The sequence below is a fragment of the Virgibacillus salarius genome (assembly GCF_039521925.1).
Classification (GTDB): Bacteria; Bacillota; Bacilli; order Bacillales; family Amphibacillaceae; genus Virgibacillus; species Virgibacillus salarius.
This window is the reverse complement of record NZ_BAAACY010000008.1, coordinates 81,501-101,552: the sequence shown is the minus strand read 5'-3', so window position 1 is coordinate 101,552 and position 20,052 is coordinate 81,501. Positions and strand designations below refer to the sequence as shown.

Genomic DNA, 20,052 nt, shown 5'->3' with positions numbered 1-20,052 from the left:
ACATCAAACATTTCAAAATAACTACTTGGCTTAACGCAGTCATTGCACTGATTTTATACTTTCTTATCTTTTAACAAAAGACTGACATTTTTCATTGTCAGTCTTTTATTAAAATCATATCATATGTTGTGGCTCGCTCACTGATCTAATACATCCATAATTCGTTGTAAGTCTTCATCATTATAAAACTCAATTTCAATTTTACCTTTTCGTTTACCGCGCTGAATGGAAACTGCTGTACCCAGCCTATTTCTTAAGTATGATTCTCTCTCCTGAAGGAAAATATCCTTCTTAGGCTTTTCTTTCTTCTTCACCGGTTTTTCATTTAACTGAATAATTAACTTCTCTACTTGTCTAACATTCAGCTTCTCTCTCCGTATCTTTTGAATCAGTGCTTGCAGTTTAGTTTTATCTTTCAGACCTAATAAGGCTCGTCCATGACCCATTGAAAGCTCCCCGTTGTTAATACAAGCTATCACCTGATCTGGTAAGGAAAGTAACCGAACGATATTGGCAATATGTGAGCGACTCTTTCCTAACCTCCTTGATAGCTCTTCTTGGGTAATCCTTAATTCATTCATTAAGTTGGCGTATGCATGCGCCTCTTCAATCGGTGTTAAATCTTCTCTTTGAAGATTTTCTAATAGGGCAAGCTCCATCATTTTTTCATCCGATAATTCTTTAATGACGACAGGAAGTTTTTCTAAACCAGCCTCTTTAGCAGCACGGTATCTTCGTTCACCAACAACTATTTCATATCCTTTAATACTTTTACGTACTATGAGTGGTTGAATGATTCCATATTCTAGTATCGATTCTTTTAACTCCTCAATAGCATCTGCATGAAATGTCTTACGTGGTTGATATGGATTTGGTCTACATTCAGTAATGGCTATTTCCTGAATAACATCATCTTCATGCTCTTCAATGTCTGGAAAAAAAGCATTAATACCTTTACCTAACCCTTTCGCCATTGGCCATCACTTCCTTCGCTAATTCAAGGTATACTTCTGCCCCTCTTGATTTTGGATCATAACTTATAATCGGAAGTCCATGGCTAGGAGCTTCACCCAACCTCACATTTCTAGGAACAATCGTTTGATACACCTTATCCTGAAAATATTTTTTAACTTCCTCAATTACCTGAAGACCCAAATTCGTTCTTGCATCTAACATCGTCAACAGTACCCCTTCTATCATAAGTGACTTATTTAAGTGCTTTTGGACTAGTCGAATGGTATTCAATAACTGACTTAGCCCCTCCAAAGCATAATATTCACATTGTACTGGAATAATTACCGTATCTGAAGCAGTTAATGCATTTAATGTTAATAAGCCTAAAGAAGGCGGGCAATCTATAATGATATAATCATACTTTTCTTTCAAGTTTTCTAATGATTTCTTTAATCTTATTTCCCTAGAAATTGTTGGTACAAGTTCAATTTCTGCACCAGCAAGCTGAATGGTAGCAGGTATGATATCTAAGTTGTCTACATTTGTTGGAATACAAACTTCCTCAGCTGGTAGATCTTCTACTAGTACATTATAGATACAGTTTTTCACATCTGCTTTATTAACCCCTGTACCACTTGTTGCATTTCCCTGGGGATCTACATCAACAAGAAGTACATTGTTGCCCAAATGTGCAAGACAAGCACTTAAATTCACCGATGAAGTTGTTTTTCCTACGCCACCTTTTTGATTTGCGATGGACATTATTTTTCCCATGTTGACACCTACCCTAAAACTATATACTTTCTATTTTATCACTTTTTTTATGCAATGGGCGACTTATTTATGTTTTGTTTCTATTTCATAATCCAAAATTGCACCATTTTCCGTGTTTTAACTATTCATGTGCAAAATACCCATCTTTTTTGTAAAAGATGGGCTGTACATGTAATTATTTCAATGTATAATAGCTTTACTTCTTTTTAGGTATTTTTATTGTGATTTGGTAGTAATCGTCTAAATCCTGTTCATCTGATTCAACTTCTACTCCCGTATCTGACACCATATTTAAAGACTGTCTAATGGTGTTCATTGCAATTCGAATATCCTTATTGAACCCTTTTCTCTTTGGCGCTTTCTTTTTCGTTGTAGATTGTTGCTCATTTAATTTTTTAATTCGATCTTCTGTTTGTTTAACATTTAGGTCATTATCCAAAATATCTTGTAATAATTTAATCTGCTTTTCTTCATCTTTCAATTTAATGAGTGCGCGTGCATGTCTTTCTGTGATGTATTTACCCAATAATGCCTCTTGTACGGGCTGTGGCAATTTTAATAAACGAAGCTTATTAGCAATTGTAGATTGATTCTTGCCTAAACGTTGTGCTAATGCTTCCTGCGTTAATGAATGTAATTCCAATAGTCTAGCGTAAGCAGTTGCCTCTTCTATAACTGTTAATTCCTCTCGTTGCAAGTTCTCAATTAATGCTACGGAGGCAGTTTCAGCATCTGTCATTTCACGAATAATAGCCGAGATGTATTCCCATCCCAATGATTGCACTGCTCTCCATCTGCGTTCCCCAGCTATTAACTCATATTTTTCTTCCTCGCCATCCACCTCTAACTTACGTACGACGATTGGTTGAATCATTCCATGCGTATGAATTGTCTGTGCGAGTTCTTTTATTTTTTCTTCACTAAAAATCGATCTTGGTTGAAATCGATTGGCCTCTATATGATTGATAGGAATCTGAATAACTTCATCAGGATGAAACGATTCCATTTCAGCATCTGAATCCGCTTCAGATTTATCACCTATTCCAAAAAATCGGTTAAAGGGCTTCACCATAATCCCACACCACCTCTATTGTACTTGATATGCTTATCTATGTATAAAATATAAAATGTTTCACGTGAAACATTTTATATGAATCTATCATTATTATAGCACAGGAAAAGGTATTCATAAGAAAAGCGCGGGGCAACTTGACTACTCCCAACATGCCTTTACAAATCTTTTATTTCCTTAAGGAAAGTGCTAAAGACCTATAAAAAAGGCAGTAAATCTAGACATTTCATCACTTATACGTTCATATCGCTTAAGAAAAAACGCTGCAGCAAAAATGCTACTGCGCTTGTATAAAAACTACACACCCATGTACATGTTGCTGGATGATAGTGCATCAGCTTATATTTTATCACATTTTTTAGCCAAAGAATATCCAATCAGCCTATTTTAAAATTAATGGTTTGATCGCTAAAATTCATACATGTAAGTAATGATAGCTTATTCAATTGGCTCTTTGTTTGGTAAGCCAGCTTTTCTTGGATACTTCTTAGGTGTTTTTCTTACTTTTTTAATCTCTATAATAGATCGTTCGCTAGCTTCTTCAGGCAAAGCAAATGTGTATGTATGCATTAATTTTCCACCTAATAACTCAACTGCCGATTTTGCTTGTCCTACTTCATCCTTTGCCTTTAATCCCTTCATAGCAAGAAAAACTCCATGCTTTTTAGTTAATGGTAAACACAATTCACATAGCACGGACATACGGGCGACAGCTCTTGCTGTTACTATATCAAACGATTCTCGAAATTGGTTCTTCCCGAAATTCTCGGCACGATCATGATAAAAAGCAACGTTATCTAATGCTAACTCCGTTGCTAAGTGATTTAAAAAGCCGATACGTTTTTTTAATGAATCCACAATCGTTACTTTAAGCTGCGGAAAACATATCTTTAAAGGAATACTGGGAAATCCTGCCCCTGCTCCGACATCACAGATAGTTAAGTCTGTAGTGAAATCATAATAAAAGGCCGCACTTATGGAATCATAAAAATGCTTTAAGTAGACATCCTTTTCTTCTATTAAACCAGTAAGATTTATTTTTTCATTCCATTCAACTAACGTACGATAATAGATAGCAAATTGTTCCTGCTGCTGTTGATTTAGATCGATTCCTTTTATCCTTAAAGCTTGTACAAATTGTTCTGGGTTCATACCGTTTAACTCCTTATGTAGAGGGTGTTACAGAAAGGAATAACAGCTGTATACCTTTCTGTAACCTGAAATATCCTAAACACTCCTGCATCAGTCCACTGTCAGTCAAATACTAATTCGCCAAACGAGCGATATTTCCTTGTTCAATATATACGATTAAAATGGATATATCTGCAGGATTGACCCCTGAAATTCGTGACGCTTGACCTACGGATAGTGGTCTTACCTTTTTAAGCTTTTCTTTTGCTTCTGTAGCTATTCCACTAATATCATCATAATCAATATCTACTGGAATTTTCTTATCTTCCATCTTAAGCATACGCTCTACTTGTTCATTTGCTTTTTTGATATAGCCTTCATATTTTATTTGAATACCGACCTGTTCCGTTACTTCAGCGGATAATTTGGGATCTGCTTGGATAATAGATGCTAATAAATCATACGATAATTCTGGACGCTTCAATAAATCATAAGCTTTTATAGCTTCTTTTAGAGGTGTTGCACCTGCTTGCTCAAGCAAGTAGTTTACCTCTTCAGAAGGTTTTATAATTAGCTTGAACAATCGATTTTTCTCTTCTTCTACCAGTCGATTTTTCTCGACAAATTTAGCATAGCGTTCTTCTGAGATAAGACCAAGCTGGTAGCCTAATTCAGTCATTCGTAAATCAGCATTATCATGTCTTAATAATAGACGATATTCCGCACGAGAAGTAAGAAGACGATAGGGCTCATTGGTTCCTTTTGTTACTAAATCATCTATTAGTACACCAATATAAGCTTGGGATCGATCTAGAATAACTGGTTCTTTATCCAATACTTTTGCTGCGGCATTAATTCCTGCCATAATTCCTTGAGCAGCAGCTTCTTCATAACCCGAAGTACCGTTAATTTGACCAGCAGTAAACAATCCAGGAATTTTTTTTGTTTCCAAGGTTGGCCACAGCTGTGTTGGTACAATTGCATCATATTCAATTGCATAGCCTGCGCGCATAATTTCTGCATTCTCTAGTCCTTCTACACTTCTTACCATTTCATGTTGAATGGATTCAGGAAGTGATGTGGAAAGTCCTTGTACATAAACCTCTTCCGTATCTCTTCCTTCTGGTTCTAGGAAAATTTGATGACGAGGTTTATCATTAAATCGAACAATTTTGTCTTCAATAGACGGGCAATAACGAGGACCCGTTCCCCTTTTCATACCAGAATACATGGATGAAAGTGATAGGTTCTCATTAATTATTTCATGTGTAAATTCATTTGTATACGTTAACCAACATGGGATTTGCTCCGTAATATATTCCGTTGTTTCATAAGAAAAACTTTGTGGTTTTTCATCACCTGGTTGGATCTCTGTTTTTGAATAATCAATGGTATGACTATTTACTCTTGGTGGAGTACCTGTTTTAAAGCGAGTAATCTCAAACCCAAGCTCTTCTAAGTTTTCGGATAGCTTAATTGTTGGGCGTTGGTTATTAGGACCACTCTCATACTCCAGATCCCCCATTAAAACTTTCCCACGCATAAACGTACCAGTAGTAATTATAACTGTTTCTGCACTATAAGCAGCATTCGTTTCAGTAATAACACCTTTACATATGCCATTTTCGACAATTAATTGATCTACCATACCTTGACGTAGTGTAAGATTTCTTTCATTTTCAATTATTTGTTTCATTTCTTTTATATATAAAGGCTTATCAGCTTGTGCACGTAAAGCCTGCACAGCTGGTCCTTTCCCAGTATTTAACATACGCATTTGAATATACGTTTTATCAATTACTTTTGCCATAACACCGCCAAGTGCATCTATTTCACGAACCACTATACCTTTAGCAGGTCCGCCTATTGACGGGTTACATGGCATAAAGGCAATCATATCTAGGTTGAGTGTGAGCATTAATGTCTTTGCGCCCATTTTTGCTGCAGCGAGACCTGCTTCTACTCCAGCATGCCCTGCACCAACTACAATCACGTCATAATGACCTGCATCATATGTCATTGGTCTTCATCCTTTCTATATTTTCATTACCAATATCAAAAAAACGATAGTTTTTATTTACTTTCCTAAACAAAATTGTGAAAACAGCTGATCAATTAAACTGTCACTTGCTGTATCACCAATAATTTCTCCTAATAATTCCCATGTTCTTGTAACATCAATTTGAACAATATCCAGAGGCATTTCTAATTTTAGAGCATCGATAGCATCTTCTAATGCACGGCTGGCTTGTTTTAATAACTGAATATGTCGTACATTTGAAACATACGTTAGATCTCCGGTATCAATTTCCCCTTCGAAGAACGTTTTAGAAATCGCATTTTCTAATTCATCTACACCTTCTTCTTCAATTAATGAGGTAGTGACAACTGGTTTATCCTCTGCTAGCACTTTTACCCGCTCTAAATCCAATTTTTGCTCAAGGTCTGTCTTATTAATTATTACAATATAATTAAGTCCCTGTATTGCTGTAAATAATTTTTCGTCTTCCTCTGTTAAATCATCGTTATAGTTCAAAACGAATAAAATCAAATCAGACTCTTTTAATACCTGTCTAGAGCGTTCCACACCAATCTTCTCAACAATATCTTCTGTTTCTCTAATACCTGCTGTATCTACCAAACGTAGTGGAACACCTCTTACGTTTACATACTCTTCAATAATATCCCGTGTTGTCCCTGGTATTTCTGTTACAATGGCCTTATTTTCTTGAACCAGTGTATTCATTAACGAAGACTTACCGACATTTGGTCTACCAATAATAGCCGTTGCTAAGCCTTCTCTTAATATTTTGCCTTGTTTAGCAACCTGTAACAGCTTCTCTATTTCTGCATGAACTTCTTTTGTCTTCTTACGCATCATTTCATGTGACATTTCTTCCACATCATCATATTCAGGATAATCAATATTCACCTCAACATGAGCAACTGTTTCCAATAAATCCTGTCGTAGACGCTCAATTAAAGTAGACAAACGACCATCCATTTGTTTTAGAGCTACCGACATTGCTTTGTCTGTTTTAGCCCGGATTAAATCCATTACCGCCTCAGCTTGAGACAAATCTATTCTGCCATGTAGAAAGGCTCGTTTGGTAAACTCACCAGGCTCTGCTAAACGTGCTCCTTTACTCAATATAATTTCCAGCACACGATTTACAGCAACCATTCCACCATGACAGTTAATTTCAACTACATCTTCACGTGTAAATGTTTTCGGCGCTCGCATCACAGAAACCATTACTTCCTCAGCAATCTCATTTGATTGTGGATCGATAATTTTCCCATAGTTAATAGTATGTGACGCTACCTGCTTTAAATCATTGCCTTTGAATATTTCCGTAGTTATTGAAATTGCTTCAGGACCACTTAATCGGACAATTGCTATCGCCCCTTCACCAATCGGTGTGGATATTGCAGTAATTGTATCTGTTTCCATTGCTCTTCACCTCCAACATAAAGTTATATATATAGAACGTATAATTATTTTTATCGTCACTAACTTAATAGAATATCATACTTTCTAATAAAAATAAAGTTATCCACAACACATCCCCGCTAACCGTGATAAGGTTTATGCACATGTGGATAACTTTATTCGATATACGCTTCCTGCTTCGTGAATTGTACACAATCTGTCAAAATAATGCTACCCTTTTTCAAAAAAAATTCCGCCTAGTTTGGCACTAAGCGGATAATTTTTGATTTATTTCTTACTAGCCATATTAAGGCTGTATTACAATATGACGATGTGGCTCTTTACCATCAGAATATGTCGAAACTTCTTCATTTGCTTGTAGTACACTATGAATAATTTTACGTTCGAAGGCAGGCATTGGCTCCAAAGCTACCTTTTTATTCATGCGGATAGCCTTATCTGCCATTTTTAACGCAAGCGACTCAAGTGTCTCTTTTCTACGTCCCCGATAACCTTCAGCATCTAGTGTCACCGTATAATATTGCTTTCCTTCTTTATTGATAACAAGATGTAGTAAATATTGTAAGGCATTTAAAGTTTGTCCTCTTTTTCCAATAAGTAAAGCTATATTATCACCCTGTACATCATAGGTTACATGATTTTCCTCTACCTTTGTAAAAATCGTAGCATCTATATGCATCTGTTTTATGATTTGCTGTAAATATTTTTCCGTTTCTTCTATCTGATTTTTGACAGTCGATACCTTTACAAAAGCGCGTTTGGACCCGAAAACACCTAGTAACCCTTTTTTTCCTTCATCAATCACGTCGATTTCGACTTGGTCCCTTGTTGTATTTAACTGCTCTAATGCTGATTGGACCGCTTCTTCAACCGTTTGTCCACTAGCAGTTATTTCTCTCACTTTTTGTCTCCTCCATTACTTTTATCAGCCATCATTGGTTTACGGATAAATAGTGTTTGGGCAACCATAAAGATATTCCCTACTACCCAATATAACGCCAATGCTGCTGGGAAGAATATTGCAAAAACACCAATCATAATAGGCATCACATAAAGCATAACCATCATTTGTGGATTTTGAGCGGCTGGACTTCCTGACATCATCAATTTTTGCTGGAACCACGTAGCTGCTGCAGCAATAATCGGTAAAATGAAAAATGGATCCGGCGCACCTAGCTCAAACCACAGAAAACTATGTGTTTTGATGGATTCCGTACGCATAATTGCATGATACATGGCAATTAAAATAGGCATTTGAATAAATATTGGTAAGCACCCTGCAAGCGGATTTACCCCATTCTTTTGAAATAATGCCATTGTTTCCTGCTGTAGTTTTTGCTGTGTATTTGCATCTTTCGAGCTATATTTCTGTTGCAGTTCCTTCAACTTAGGCTGAATATCCTGCATAGCTTTTGAACTCTTTAATTGTTTCACATTTAGTGGTAGCAGTACTAGCCTTACTAAAATAGTAACGATTACAATCGCTAGACCGTAGTTTTCATTAAATAATTCTGCAAAATATGTGATTAGCATGGATACTGGAAAGACGAAATATTTATTCCAGATACCTTCACTTTCTTCCGTGATAGGTTCATTTACATCGGTACAACCAGAAAGTATTGCTAGCAGACCAATTAAAGTTACCAGCAACCAAAACTTTTTACGCAACACTTTTCCTCCTAACTAAAATAAAAGAGCTAACTCTTTTCTATCAACGAATATTCAAATAGCTTATCCTAAGAGTTATTTTAACCTAAACAAACCTAAGATTCTATATTAAATTTATTGATTTTTTAACAATCGTTCTTTATATAAAAGATGTGTCAAGCTTTTTTTGATTTCATGATATTCCATCTGTTTTGCAGGGTGTCTGGCAATGATTACAATATCATGTGGATACGCAATTTTTTCCTCTAATTCTTGAAAAGCCTGACGTAAATAACGCTTAATTCGATTTCTTGTTACCGCATTTCCTATCTTTTTTCCAACAGATAACCCAATTCTGAAATGATTCTGCCCCTTTTTCTCTACATAATAGATGACGAGTTGTCTGTTTGCAAAAGATTTACCGCACTTAAACGTATATTGAAATTCTTCATTCTTTTTAATTCGAAATTCTTTCTTCATCTATATCACCTTATTACGTATACCACTTATCAGCTTGTCCCTGATTCTGGTCTTTTCTATGTATAATTATAGAAGAAATATCATTCTTCTATTCTTAAGCTGCCCAACTTATAAGTGGTAATAACACATTAACCCCACTTCTATCTATAAACAATATGTCTAAAGTGGAAAAAAGACCACTGATTATTCAGTGGCCTATGCAGACAAGACTTTTCTTCCTTTACGACGACGACGAGCCAATACTTTACGTCCGTTTTTAGTACTCATACGTGAGCGAAAGCCGTGTACTTTTTTACGTTTGCGATTATTTGGTTGATACGTTCTTTTCATTTATCCTGCACCTCCCTAAGGGATGAAATAATCTTTTATTAAACAGTCAATAGACAGTCTTTGTAATTATACGTAAAAATACTTCCATCTGTCAACTCACTTCTAATTTAAACTATCCACACCCTACTGTTTGGAAATAATCGAGTCTTATTTGCTATCCACAACATATATCGACAGGAAAATCACAAAATATAGTGGTGTGGACAATAATTGTCTACAACCGATGGACTTTGTGGATAACTGTCGAAACCCCATTGCATTCAAAGGGTTTTTCTGATATTATATTTGTGTTTAACTTGTGAAAAAAGAAAACTGAAATTCTAGTTATACACAAACTGTGGATAACTTGTGGATACTTGTTAACATGATTGTTTATGTTGTTATCAACAAAGCTGTGGACAACGTTTATAATTAATTCAAAGCTTATTCCACCTATATTTATTTATCCACACCAATATTATTTTTGTTATACCATTTTAACCCTTCAATTTTAAATACAATTGGAAGTAGACCTAAACGTAAATTCTATTTATCTTGCCTTTCCATCTTTAAAAGATTGAGAGAGGCTTTTTATGTCATTATTACTCATTAATTGGAGCAGTATGCAGTCTTTACGTAAATACTCATTAATTAACATAAATGGTTCCTAATAGAAACATCGATAATTGGAAGTGGATGACATTTATTACAGTGAAAGGAGTGAAATTCTGCTTGGAGAATATACAGGAAATATGGATAGCTACCTTAGAGAGAATTGAAGAAAAAATTAGTAAGCCGAGCTTTGATACATGGTTAAAGAACACAAAAGCAGAAACCATCGAAAACAATACACTTATTGTTTCCGCACCAAATGAATTTGCTAGAGATTGGCTTGAAAATCAATACACAAAGCTTATTTCCGAGATTCTATCAGAAATAACTGGTTCAGATATTGTTGCTAAATTTATACTTCCGAATACAAGTACGTCGATTGATAACTTCGAACCTACACAGAAGCAAAAGCCAAAAGACGATCCTAATGAAGCACCTAAATCCATGTTAAATGCAAAATATACCTTTGATACGTTTGTTATTGGTGCTGGAAACAGATTCGCTCATGCTGCATCCTTGGCTGTAGCTGAGGCACCAGCACAAGCATATAACCCGTTGTTTATATATGGAGGAGTAGGTCTAGGGAAAACACATTTAATGCATGCCATTGGACATTATGTACGTGATCATAATCCAAACGCAAAGGTCGTTTATCTATCTTCTGAGAAATTTACAAACGAATTTATTAACGCAATTATGGATAATAAAACAGTTAACTTTCGTAATAAATATCGTAATGTTGATGTTCTGCTAATTGATGATATTCAATTTATAGCAGGTAAGGAATCGACACAGGAAGAATTTTTCCATACATTTAATGCATTACATGACGATAATAAACAAATAATTATTTCAAGTGATCGGCCACCAAAAGAGATTCCAACTTTAGAGGACAGGCTTCGCTCTCGCTTTGAATGGGGATTAATTACAGATATTACACCACCGGATTTAGAGACCAGAATTGCTATCTTAACAAAAAAAGCAAAAGCAGAAGGACTCGACATTCCAAATGAGGTTATGCTTTATATCGCTAATCAAATTGATACGAATATTCGCGAGCTAGAAGGTGCGCTTATTCGAATTGTTGCTTATTCATCCTTAGTTAATCAAGATATTGATGCATCACTAGCTGCTGATGCTTTAAAAGATATTATTCCTAGTAATCAACCAAAGATAATAACTATCCAGAGCATTCAAGAAACGGTTGGAGCAAAATATAATGTACGATTAGAAGATTTTATTGCCAAAAAACGGACAAAATCGATTGCTTTTCCACGCCAGATTGCTATGTATCTATCTCGAGAAATGACAGACGCATCCTTACCAAAAATCGGTGAAGAGTTCGGTGGGCGAGATCATACTACAGTAATTCATGCTCATGAAAAAGTATCAAAGTTGATGGAAAAGGATACGCAATTAGTAAAAGAACTTGAAGAATTGAAAGAGCAATTAAAATCACTTTAAATGATAACTCTCACTTTCTCATTTTCAGCTAATTAAAGATCCTGTGAAAACTGTGGAAAACAGAGACAACCTTATAAACAAGTTGTCCACATGTGAATAACCTTAGCGCATTGACAAAAACAGATTTATCCACATAATCACAGCCCTTATTATTATTATTATTATTACTATATTTTTATAAAATAATATAATTAAAAAGAACTTCCACTAGGAGGATTTATTTCATGAAATTTATCATTCAGCGAGATCAATTAATAGCAAGTGTTCAAAATGTAATGAAGGCTATTTCATCTAGAACGGTTATTCCTATATTAACTGGAATAAAAATTGAAGCTAGACAAGACGGTATAACCTTAACAGGAAGTGATTCTGATATATCTATTGAGTCCTATATTCCTGCTGAAGAAAACGGTACGGTTAATGTTGAGTACATTGAAGAAGGAAGTATTGTACTACAAGCGAAGTATTTCCCAGACATTGTTCGCAAACTTCCTGAAAAGACGATAGAAATACATGCAGATGAAAACTTAAAAGTAACCATTCGCTCAGGAAAAGCAGAATTTAATTTAAATGGACAAGATGCTACAGAATATCCACAATTACCTAAATTACAGACAGATGATAGTTTTGAACTACCAATTGATTTACTAAAGAGCTTAATTAAACAAACGGTATTTGCTGTATCCACAATGGAAACTCGACCAATCTTAACGGGTGTAAATGTAAAATTAGAAAATCAAACACTTACATTTACAGCGACAGATAGTCATCGACTAGCTTCTAGAACGATACCAGTAGCAGATACTACCAATGAATTTTCTAATGTTGTTGTTCCGGGAAAAAGTCTAAATGAATTAAACAAAATCTTAGATGATACAGAGGATAAGGTTGAAATTAGTGTAACTAGTAATCAAATTTTATTCCGAACAAAACATTTGAATTTCTTATCCCGTTTATTAGACGGTAATTATCCAGAAACCTCTCGGTTAATTCCTGATCAAAGCAAAACGGTATTGCATGTTAAAACGAAAGAATTATTAAGTACAATTGATCGTGCTTCCCTATTAGCTAAAGAAGAACGCAATAATGTAGTTCGTTTAACTACACAAGGTGATCAGCTAGTAGAAATTGCAAGTAATCATCCAGAAGTTGGAAATGTTACAGAAGAAGTTACGGTATCTTCAATAGAGGGAGAAGAGTTAAAGATTTCATTTAGTTCTAAATACATGATGGATGCATTGAAAGCCATTGAATTTGAGGATGTGAATATCGAATTCACTGGAGCGCTACGACCATTTATTATTCATCCAGCAAATGAAGACTCTATCCTGCAGTTAATTGTACCTGTGAGAACATACTAAAAATAGCTCATGCTTTCCGTTAATTTAATCAAAAAATTAACAATCACTTTGATATTTCAGCGTAAAATTTAATAAAAAGCTCTTATCGGACGAAGATAAGGGCTTTTTACATCTGTATAAGTGATTTTTAGCCTAAATAAGCGATTATTTTAGGATATAAAGGGTCATACCTTTCCTTAATGGAAAATCTTTAGTAAAATAAGAATAGAGGATAAATAGATACGTGTTTTACAAATATGACCTAAAAGAGTGATAATATGCCTGAAAAAATAACTATACGAACGGAATATATCTCCTTAGGCCAATTCATCAAGCTTGCCAATGTTTTAGAATCTGGTGGTATGGTAAAAGCTTATTTACAAGATGTTGGCGTCTTAGTTAATGGTGAACGAGAACATAGGCGAGGGAGAAAGCTATATCCTGGTGATGTGGTGAAGATTGAGGAAATCGGGTCTTTTCTCGTTACAGATTGATAAAAAATGAATTAACATATAGAGTCTTAGAAAATGATTTTGACGGTTAAAATAAAACTTGCTTGTTTCTGACGCAGCTTTTTTCATTCTGCGTCTGCAATTCGTTCAGGTTCAAGCTATTTTTGCTGCTTTGCAATCTCATTACTAGGAAGAATTTAACAGGCATCAGCAAGCCGTCATTCATAAAAATCTGTTTTCGAAAAACGTTATTTCAATAGATTACCTACGTTAAAAGGATGGAATCATAATTTTTTATGATTAGAAGAGGATTAACTATGCATATTGAAAAGCTACAATTAAAAAATTACCGTAATTACCATAAATTGGATATATCATTTGATGATAAGATAAATGTAATTATCGGTGAAAATGCGCAGGGGAAAACGAATTTAATGGAGGCTATCTACCTGCTTGCCTTTACAAAGTCCCATCGAACTCCTAGAGAAAAGGAATTGATCAAATGGGATGAAGAATATGCTAAAATAGAAGGTAGAATTACTAAAAGAAAACAATCTTTTCCGCTAGAAATCGTAATCTCCTCAAAAGGGAAAAAGGCGAAGTTAAATCGATTGGAACAAAAGCGGTTAAGTGATTATATAGGAGCGCTAAATGTTGTTATGTTTGCTCCAGAGGATTTAACACTTGTAAAAGGAGCACCACAAATTCGCAGACGTTTCATTGATATGGAACTTGGCCAAATACAGCCTCGTTACATCTATCATTTAGGACAGTACCAAAAAATCCTTAAACAACGTAATTCTGTTCTAAAACAATTGCAACGCAGATCGGATCAAGATACTACGATGTTGCAGGTTTTAACAGAGCAGCTCTCAGAACATGCCGCAACTCTATTGGAAAGGCGGTTTGTTTTTTTGGATTTATTAAGAAAATGGGCTAGTCCGATACATTATGGTATTAGTCGTCAACTTGAAAGTCTGGAAATAAAGTATTCTCCGACAATAGAAGTATCAGAAGAAGCAAATAAGGAGAAAATAGAAGATATATACTGTGAAAAATTCAAAAGCATTCAAGAAAAAGAGATCGAGAGAGGGACAACATTAATTGGCCCCCATCGTGACGATCTGCTGTTTTATGTTAATCATAGAGACGTACAAACCTATGGATCACAAGGACAGCAGCGAACAGCAGCTTTATCTGTAAAACTAGCAGAGATTGAATTAATTTATAGTGAGGTAGGAGAATACCCCATTTTATTGTTGGATGATGTGTTAAGCGAACTAGATGATTTCCGACAATCTCATCTTTTAAACACAATTCATGGTAAAGTTCAGACCTTCGTATCCACCACAAGTGTTGATGGCATTAATCATGAAACATTAGAAAAAGCGGAAATCTTTCGTGTGCAGGAAGGAAAAGTAGAAGCATAATGTGGGGGGATACAGATGTTTATTCATATTGGAAATGATACCGTTATTCACTCGAGTGATGTTGTTGCTATTATTGATTATCATTTAATTTCATCATCAACCATTATGGAAGAGTTAATGACAGAATCATTAAAAGAGAAGCGAGTAGCTGGACCGATTGAACATGCAAAATCAGTCATGATTACGAAAGAGATGATGTATTATAGCACTTTATCTGTCTCTACTCTGAAAAAAAGAGCAAGTATGATATCTACAATCAGCAAGCTCGATGATTTTTCAGACGAAATTAAGGAACTAGATTCCGAAGAAGTTTAGAAATGGATGTGAAAACATGTCAATGGAAGATAAGATCATGAATGAACAGGCCTATGATGCAGATCAAATACAGGTACTTGAAGGGCTAGAAGCGGTCCGTAAACGTCCCGGAATGTATATTGGTTCAACAAGTGAAAAAGGCTTGCATCATCTCGTCTGGGAAATTGTAGATAACAGTATTGATGAAGCCCTAGCTGGCTATTGTGATAAGATCGAGGTTATTATCGAAAAGGATAATAGTATAACGGTAAAGGATAATGGACGCGGTATCCCTGTTGATATCCAGAAAAAAACAGGACGCCCAGCTTTAGAAGTTATTATGACTGTCCTTCATGCCGGAGGAAAGTTCGGTGGTGGTGGTTATAAGGTTTCTGGTGGGCTTCATGGCGTAGGTGCTTCTGTTGTTAATGCGCTGTCTACTAATTTAGAGGTACATGTCCATCGAGATAATAAAATTCATTATTTACAGTTTAAAAAAGGTGTTCCACAAGGGGAAATTGAAGTAGTTGGCGAAACAGATATTACGGGAACAATTACACATTTCAATCCTGATCCAGAAATCTTTAACGAAACCACGACGTATAATTTTGATACGTTATCTCAACGACTTAGAGAGTTAGCATTTCTAAATAAGGGAATCAATATTTCCATTGAAGATAAGCGAACAGACTCAGAGCCAATTAATTATCATTATGAGGGTGGAATTAGCTCTTATGTAGAATATATAAATCGCACAAAGGAAATTTTGCATGAGCCTTTTTATGCTGAAGGAGAAGAGCAAGGGATATCTGTAGAAGTTGCCATTCAATACAATGATGGCTTTACGAGCAATCTCTATTCATTTGCCAATAATATTCATACCTATGAGGGCGGTATGCATGAATCTGGGTTTAAAACAGGATTGACACGTGTGATTAACGATTATGCTAGAAAGAATAACTTATTTAAGGAAAATGATCCGAATTTATCTGGAGACGATGTTCGCGAAGGATTGACAGCAATTGTTTCCGTTAAACATCCTGATCCTCAGTTTGAAGGTCAAACAAAGACTAAATTAGGTAATAGTGAAGTACGGACAGTTACCGATTCTGTTTTTAGTGAAACCTTTTCTAAATTTTTATTCGAAAATCCAAACGTTGCTAAAATCGTTGTAGAAAAAGGATTAATGGCTTCACGTGCCCGGGCAGCGGCGAAAAAAGCTCGTGAACTGACACGTAGAAAAAGTGCGTTGGAAGTATCCAATTTACCTGGTAAACTTGCAGATTGTTCTTCAAAGGATGCTAAAATCAGTGAATTGTACATTGTGGAGGGAGATTCTGCGGGAGGATCTGCTAAACAAGGACGTGACCGACATTTTCAAGCAATCTTACCTTTACGTGGAAAGATTTTAAACGTAGAAAAAGCGCGGCTTGATAAAATTTTATCAAATAATGAAGTGCGAACGATTATTACTGCTTTAGGTACAGGGATTGGCGAGGATTTTGATATCACTAAAGCCCGTTATCATAAAATTGTGCTTATGACAGATGCCGATGTTGATGGTGCCCATATTCGAACGTTATTGTTAACCTTCTTTTATCGTTATATGCGCCCACTTATTGAGCATGGCTATGTTTATATTGCGCAGCCACCTCTTTACAAGATACAACAAGGTAAGGCTGTTCATTATGCCTACAATGACAAAGAGATGGAACGGATATTAGAGGAAATACCGAAAGCTCCAAAACCAGGCTTGCAGCGATATAAAGGTTTAGGGGAAATGAATGCAACGCAACTTTGGGAAACAACAATGAGTCCAGAATCACGTACCCTTCTTCAAGTTGAATTATCTGATGCAATTGACGCTGATCAGATTTTTGATGTGCTGATGGGAGATAAAGTGGAACCACGAAGAAACTTTATCCAAGAGAATGCCCAATATGTAAAGAATTTGGATATTTAGATAAAGCCACGTTCCACGTTGTTATATAAAATATAAAGCCAGCTTCTCAGGCTTTATAGGTTTTGGTTGTACTAGTGAATGGAGGTAGTATTACAATGGCGGATCAGCAACGTCCAAATGTACAGGAGATAAATCTTAGTCAGGAAATGCGTACATCATTCCTTGATTATGCAATGAGTGTTATTGTCTCACGTGCTCTTCCAGATGTTCGTGACGGATTAAAGCCTGTTCATCGTAGAATATTATATGCAATGAATGATTTAGGTATGCATGCAGATAAAGCTTATAAAAAATCTGCTCGTATCGTTGGTGAAGTAATTGGTAAATATCATCCACATGGTGATTCAGCTGTTTATGAAGCTATGGTAAGGATGGCGCAGGATTTTAGTTATCGAAATATGCTGGTAGATGGGCATGGTAATTTTGGTTCTGTAGATGGAGATTCAGCGGCAGCAATGCGTTATACGGAAGCAAGAATGTCAAAAATATCCATGGAATTATTGCGTGATATCAATAAAGATACAATCGATTATACGGATAACTATGATGGCTCAGAAAGGGAACCAGTTGTTTTCCCTTCTAGATTTCCTAACTTACTTGTTAATGGAGCATCAGGGATAGCTGTAGGGATGGCAACAAATATTCCACCACATAATCTTGGTGAAACAATAGATGCCGTACTTGCGCTAAGTAAAGATCCAGAAATTACAATTGATGAACTGATGGAGGATTATATTCATGGTCCTGATTTCCCTACAGCTGGGCAAATTCTTGGTAGGAGTGGAATTCGCAAAGCATATGAAACAGGGAAAGGCTCTGTTACTATTCGAGCAAAAGTCAATATTGAAGAGAAGCCAAACGGAAAGTCTACGATTATTGCAACTGAATTACCATATCAGGTAAATAAAGCAAAGCTGATAGAGAAGATTGCTGAGCTTGTACGAGATAAACGAATTGACGGAATTACTGATTTACGAGATGAATCAGATCGTGATGGGCTACGTGTCGTTATTGAACTCCGTCGGGATGTAAATGCGAATGTTGTTCTTAATAATTTATATAAACATACTGCGTTGCAAACTACCTTTGGGATAAATACGTTGGCATTAGTAGACGGACAACCTAAAGTACTTTCAATCAAACAATGTCTTATTCATTATTTAGAGCATCAAAAAGTAATTATTAAACGGCGTACAGCATTTGAATTGCGAAAAGCTGAGGCACGTGCACATATTTTAGAGGGGTTGCGAATTGCGCTTGATAATTTGGATGAGGTTATTGCGCTTATTCGTAGTTCAAAGACAACAGATATTGCACGTACTGGACTAATTGAACGTTTTGATCTATCTGAGAAACAAGCACAAGCAATTTTAGATATGCGTTTACAACGTTTAACAGGTCTTGAACGTGAAAAAATTGAAAATGAGTATAAAGAACTTCAAAAACTAATTGAAGAGTTAAAAGCGATTTTAGCGGATGAAGAAAAGGTATTAGAGATTATTCGTGAAGAGCTAACAGAAATTAAGGAACGCTTTAATGATGATCGTCGAACTGAAATTGTTGTTGGTGGTAGTGATTTCTTTGAGGACGAAGATCTAATCCCAGAAGAAAACATTGTTATTACATTAACACATCAGGGATATATCAAACGATTACCTTCTTCTACCTATCGTACTCAGAAGCGTGGCGGTCGTGGTATCCAAGGAATGGGAACGAATGAGGATGATTTTGTTGAACATCTTGTCTCTACTTCTACCCATGACACTATATTATTCTTCACAAATAAAGGTAAAGTGTACAAGGCAAAAGGATATGAAGTGCCAGAGTTCAGTAGAACTGCAAAAGGAATTCCCATTATTAATCTGTTGCAAATTGAGAAAGGCGAATGGGTGAATGCGGTTATCTCTGTAAAAGACTATCGTGAAGATCAATTTTTATTTTTTACAACGAAGCACGGTATTTCTAAACGTACGTCACTTGCCCAATTTGCAAATATTCGTAAAGGTGGACTTATTGCAGTAGGACTTCGAGAAGAAGATGAGCTGATCTCAGTGCGGCTAACTGATGGTACAAAGGATATGATGATTGCAACGAAAAATGGCTATTTAATTCGTTTTCCAGAGGACCAAATACGATCTATGGGAAGGACTGCAGCTGGCGTAAAGGGTATATCATTACGTGAAGATGATGAGGTTGTTTCCATGGAAATCTTACAGGAAGATGCTAAGATTCTCCACGTAACAAGTAAGGGTTATGGTAAACAAACACCAGAGTCAGAGTATCGAATAACAAATCGTGGTGGTAAAGGAATATACACTTGTAATTTAACAGAAAAAACAGGACATGTAGCAGCGGTGAAAGTTGTTTCAGGTAAAGAAGATCTTATGCTAATTACTGTTGCAGGTGTACTCATTCGTATTCCAGTCGAAGATATATCAGAGACTGGACGTAATACGATGGGAGTTCGTTTGATCCGTTTACAGGATGATGAGGAAGTAGCTACTGTAACAAGGATTGATCAGGATGAGGAAGAAGAACAAGTGGATCAGAAAGATCAAGCAGCACAAGATACAACAGAAGATGTGGAAGAATAATTGAAAAGATGGCTGACGTTCGGCCATCTTTTTTTCAACTAGATGAAACACAATGAGATACTATCCTATTTTATATATCTTA

At 35.8% G+C, this 20,052-nt stretch carries 17 protein-coding genes; 7 read left to right on the top strand and 10 right to left on the bottom strand.

The genetic code is table 11. From position 1 onward, the window contains the following. Positions 1-137: 137 nt before the first annotated feature. The 10 genes from ABDZ84_RS01685 to rpmH form a co-directional block, all read right to left on the bottom strand. Positions 138-974: a ParB/RepB/Spo0J family partition protein gene (locus tag ABDZ84_RS01685; RefSeq protein ID WP_026680113.1), complete on the bottom strand. Its 837-nt coding sequence runs from the start codon at positions 972-974 to the stop codon at positions 138-140. Beyond that, entirely contained in the window at positions 955-1,728 is a 774-nt protein-coding gene (locus ABDZ84_RS01680) for a ParA family protein (RefSeq protein ID WP_026680114.1), read from the bottom strand. Before ABDZ84_RS01680 ends, ABDZ84_RS01685 begins: the two co-directional genes overlap by 20 nt. A gap of 196 nt (positions 1,729-1,924) precedes the next feature. Beyond that, a complete protein-coding gene (gene noc, locus ABDZ84_RS01675) occupies positions 1,925-2,800 on the bottom strand; it encodes a nucleoid occlusion protein (protein ID WP_343779670.1) in 876 nt (291 codons plus the stop codon). Positions 2,801-3,238: 438 nt separating this feature from the next. After that, positions 3,239-3,952: a 16S rRNA (guanine(527)-N(7))-methyltransferase RsmG gene (rsmG, locus tag ABDZ84_RS01670; RefSeq protein WP_205389372.1), complete on the bottom strand. Its 714-nt coding sequence runs from the start codon at positions 3,950-3,952 to the stop codon at positions 3,239-3,241. Between the two features lie 112 nt (positions 3,953-4,064). Further along, positions 4,065-5,951 carry a tRNA uridine-5-carboxymethylaminomethyl(34) synthesis enzyme MnmG gene (mnmG, locus tag ABDZ84_RS01665; protein ID WP_026680116.1) on the bottom strand — a complete coding sequence of 629 codons (1,887 nt, stop codon included), beginning with the start codon at positions 5,949-5,951 and terminating at the stop codon, positions 4,065-4,067. Positions 5,952-6,008: 57 nt separating this feature from the next. Continuing rightward, positions 6,009-7,385, bottom strand: a complete 1,377-nt coding sequence (mnmE, locus tag ABDZ84_RS01660; protein WP_026680117.1) for a tRNA uridine-5-carboxymethylaminomethyl(34) synthesis GTPase MnmE — start codon at positions 7,383-7,385, stop codon at positions 6,009-6,011. Between the two features lie 286 nt (positions 7,386-7,671). After that, a complete protein-coding gene (gene jag, locus ABDZ84_RS01655; protein ID WP_026680118.1) occupies positions 7,672-8,286 on the bottom strand; it encodes an RNA-binding cell elongation regulator Jag/EloR in 615 nt (204 codons plus the stop codon). Beyond that, positions 8,283-9,053, bottom strand: a complete 771-nt coding sequence (gene spoIIIJ, locus ABDZ84_RS01650; RefSeq protein ID WP_026680119.1) for a YidC family membrane integrase SpoIIIJ — start codon at positions 9,051-9,053, stop codon at positions 8,283-8,285. Before spoIIIJ ends, jag begins: the two co-directional genes overlap by 4 nt. Before the next feature lie 114 nt (positions 9,054-9,167). Continuing rightward, entirely contained in the window at positions 9,168-9,512 is a 345-nt protein-coding gene (rnpA, locus tag ABDZ84_RS01645; RefSeq protein ID WP_026680120.1) for a ribonuclease P protein component, read from the bottom strand. A gap of 195 nt (positions 9,513-9,707) precedes the next feature. Continuing rightward, positions 9,708-9,842: a 50S ribosomal protein L34 gene (gene rpmH / locus ABDZ84_RS01640; RefSeq protein WP_021290274.1), complete on the bottom strand. Its 135-nt coding sequence runs from the start codon at positions 9,840-9,842 to the stop codon at positions 9,708-9,710. Between the two features lie 711 nt (positions 9,843-10,553). On the opposite strand from rpmH, the gene dnaA reads away from it, so the two are divergent. The 7 genes from dnaA (at position 10,554) to gyrA (ending at position 19,970) form a co-directional block, all read left to right on the top strand. Then, positions 10,554-11,897, top strand: coding sequence for a chromosomal replication initiator protein DnaA (gene dnaA, locus ABDZ84_RS01635; RefSeq protein ID WP_026680121.1), 1,344 nt, complete (start codon positions 10,554-10,556; stop codon positions 11,895-11,897). A 224-nt stretch (positions 11,898-12,121) separates the two neighbouring features. Then, positions 12,122-13,258 (top strand): DNA polymerase III subunit beta, encoded by a 1,137-nt coding sequence (dnaN, locus tag ABDZ84_RS01630; protein WP_166530510.1) that lies wholly within the window; start codon positions 12,122-12,124, stop codon positions 13,256-13,258. Positions 13,259-13,515: 257 nt separating this feature from the next. Next, positions 13,516-13,731, top strand: a complete 216-nt coding sequence (gene yaaA / locus ABDZ84_RS01625) for a S4 domain-containing protein YaaA (protein WP_026680123.1) — start codon at positions 13,516-13,518, stop codon at positions 13,729-13,731. A gap of 275 nt (positions 13,732-14,006) precedes the next feature. Further along, a complete protein-coding gene (gene recF / locus ABDZ84_RS01620) occupies positions 14,007-15,119 on the top strand; it encodes a DNA replication/repair protein RecF (RefSeq protein WP_166530509.1) in 1,113 nt (370 codons plus the stop codon). Positions 15,120-15,134: 15 nt separating this feature from the next. After that, complete coding sequence (gene remB / locus ABDZ84_RS01615; protein WP_026680125.1) at positions 15,135-15,434, top strand: extracellular matrix regulator RemB; 300 nt, start codon at positions 15,135-15,137, stop codon at positions 15,432-15,434. A gap of 16 nt (positions 15,435-15,450) precedes the next feature. Then, positions 15,451-17,376 carry a DNA topoisomerase (ATP-hydrolyzing) subunit B gene (gene gyrB / locus ABDZ84_RS01610; protein ID WP_026680126.1) on the top strand — a complete coding sequence of 642 codons (1,926 nt, stop codon included), beginning with the start codon at positions 15,451-15,453 and terminating at the stop codon, positions 17,374-17,376. A gap of 95 nt (positions 17,377-17,471) precedes the next feature. Beyond that, complete coding sequence (gyrA, locus tag ABDZ84_RS01605; RefSeq protein WP_343779658.1) at positions 17,472-19,970, top strand: DNA gyrase subunit A; 2,499 nt, start codon at positions 17,472-17,474, stop codon at positions 19,968-19,970. Positions 19,971-20,052 lie beyond the last annotated feature (82 nt).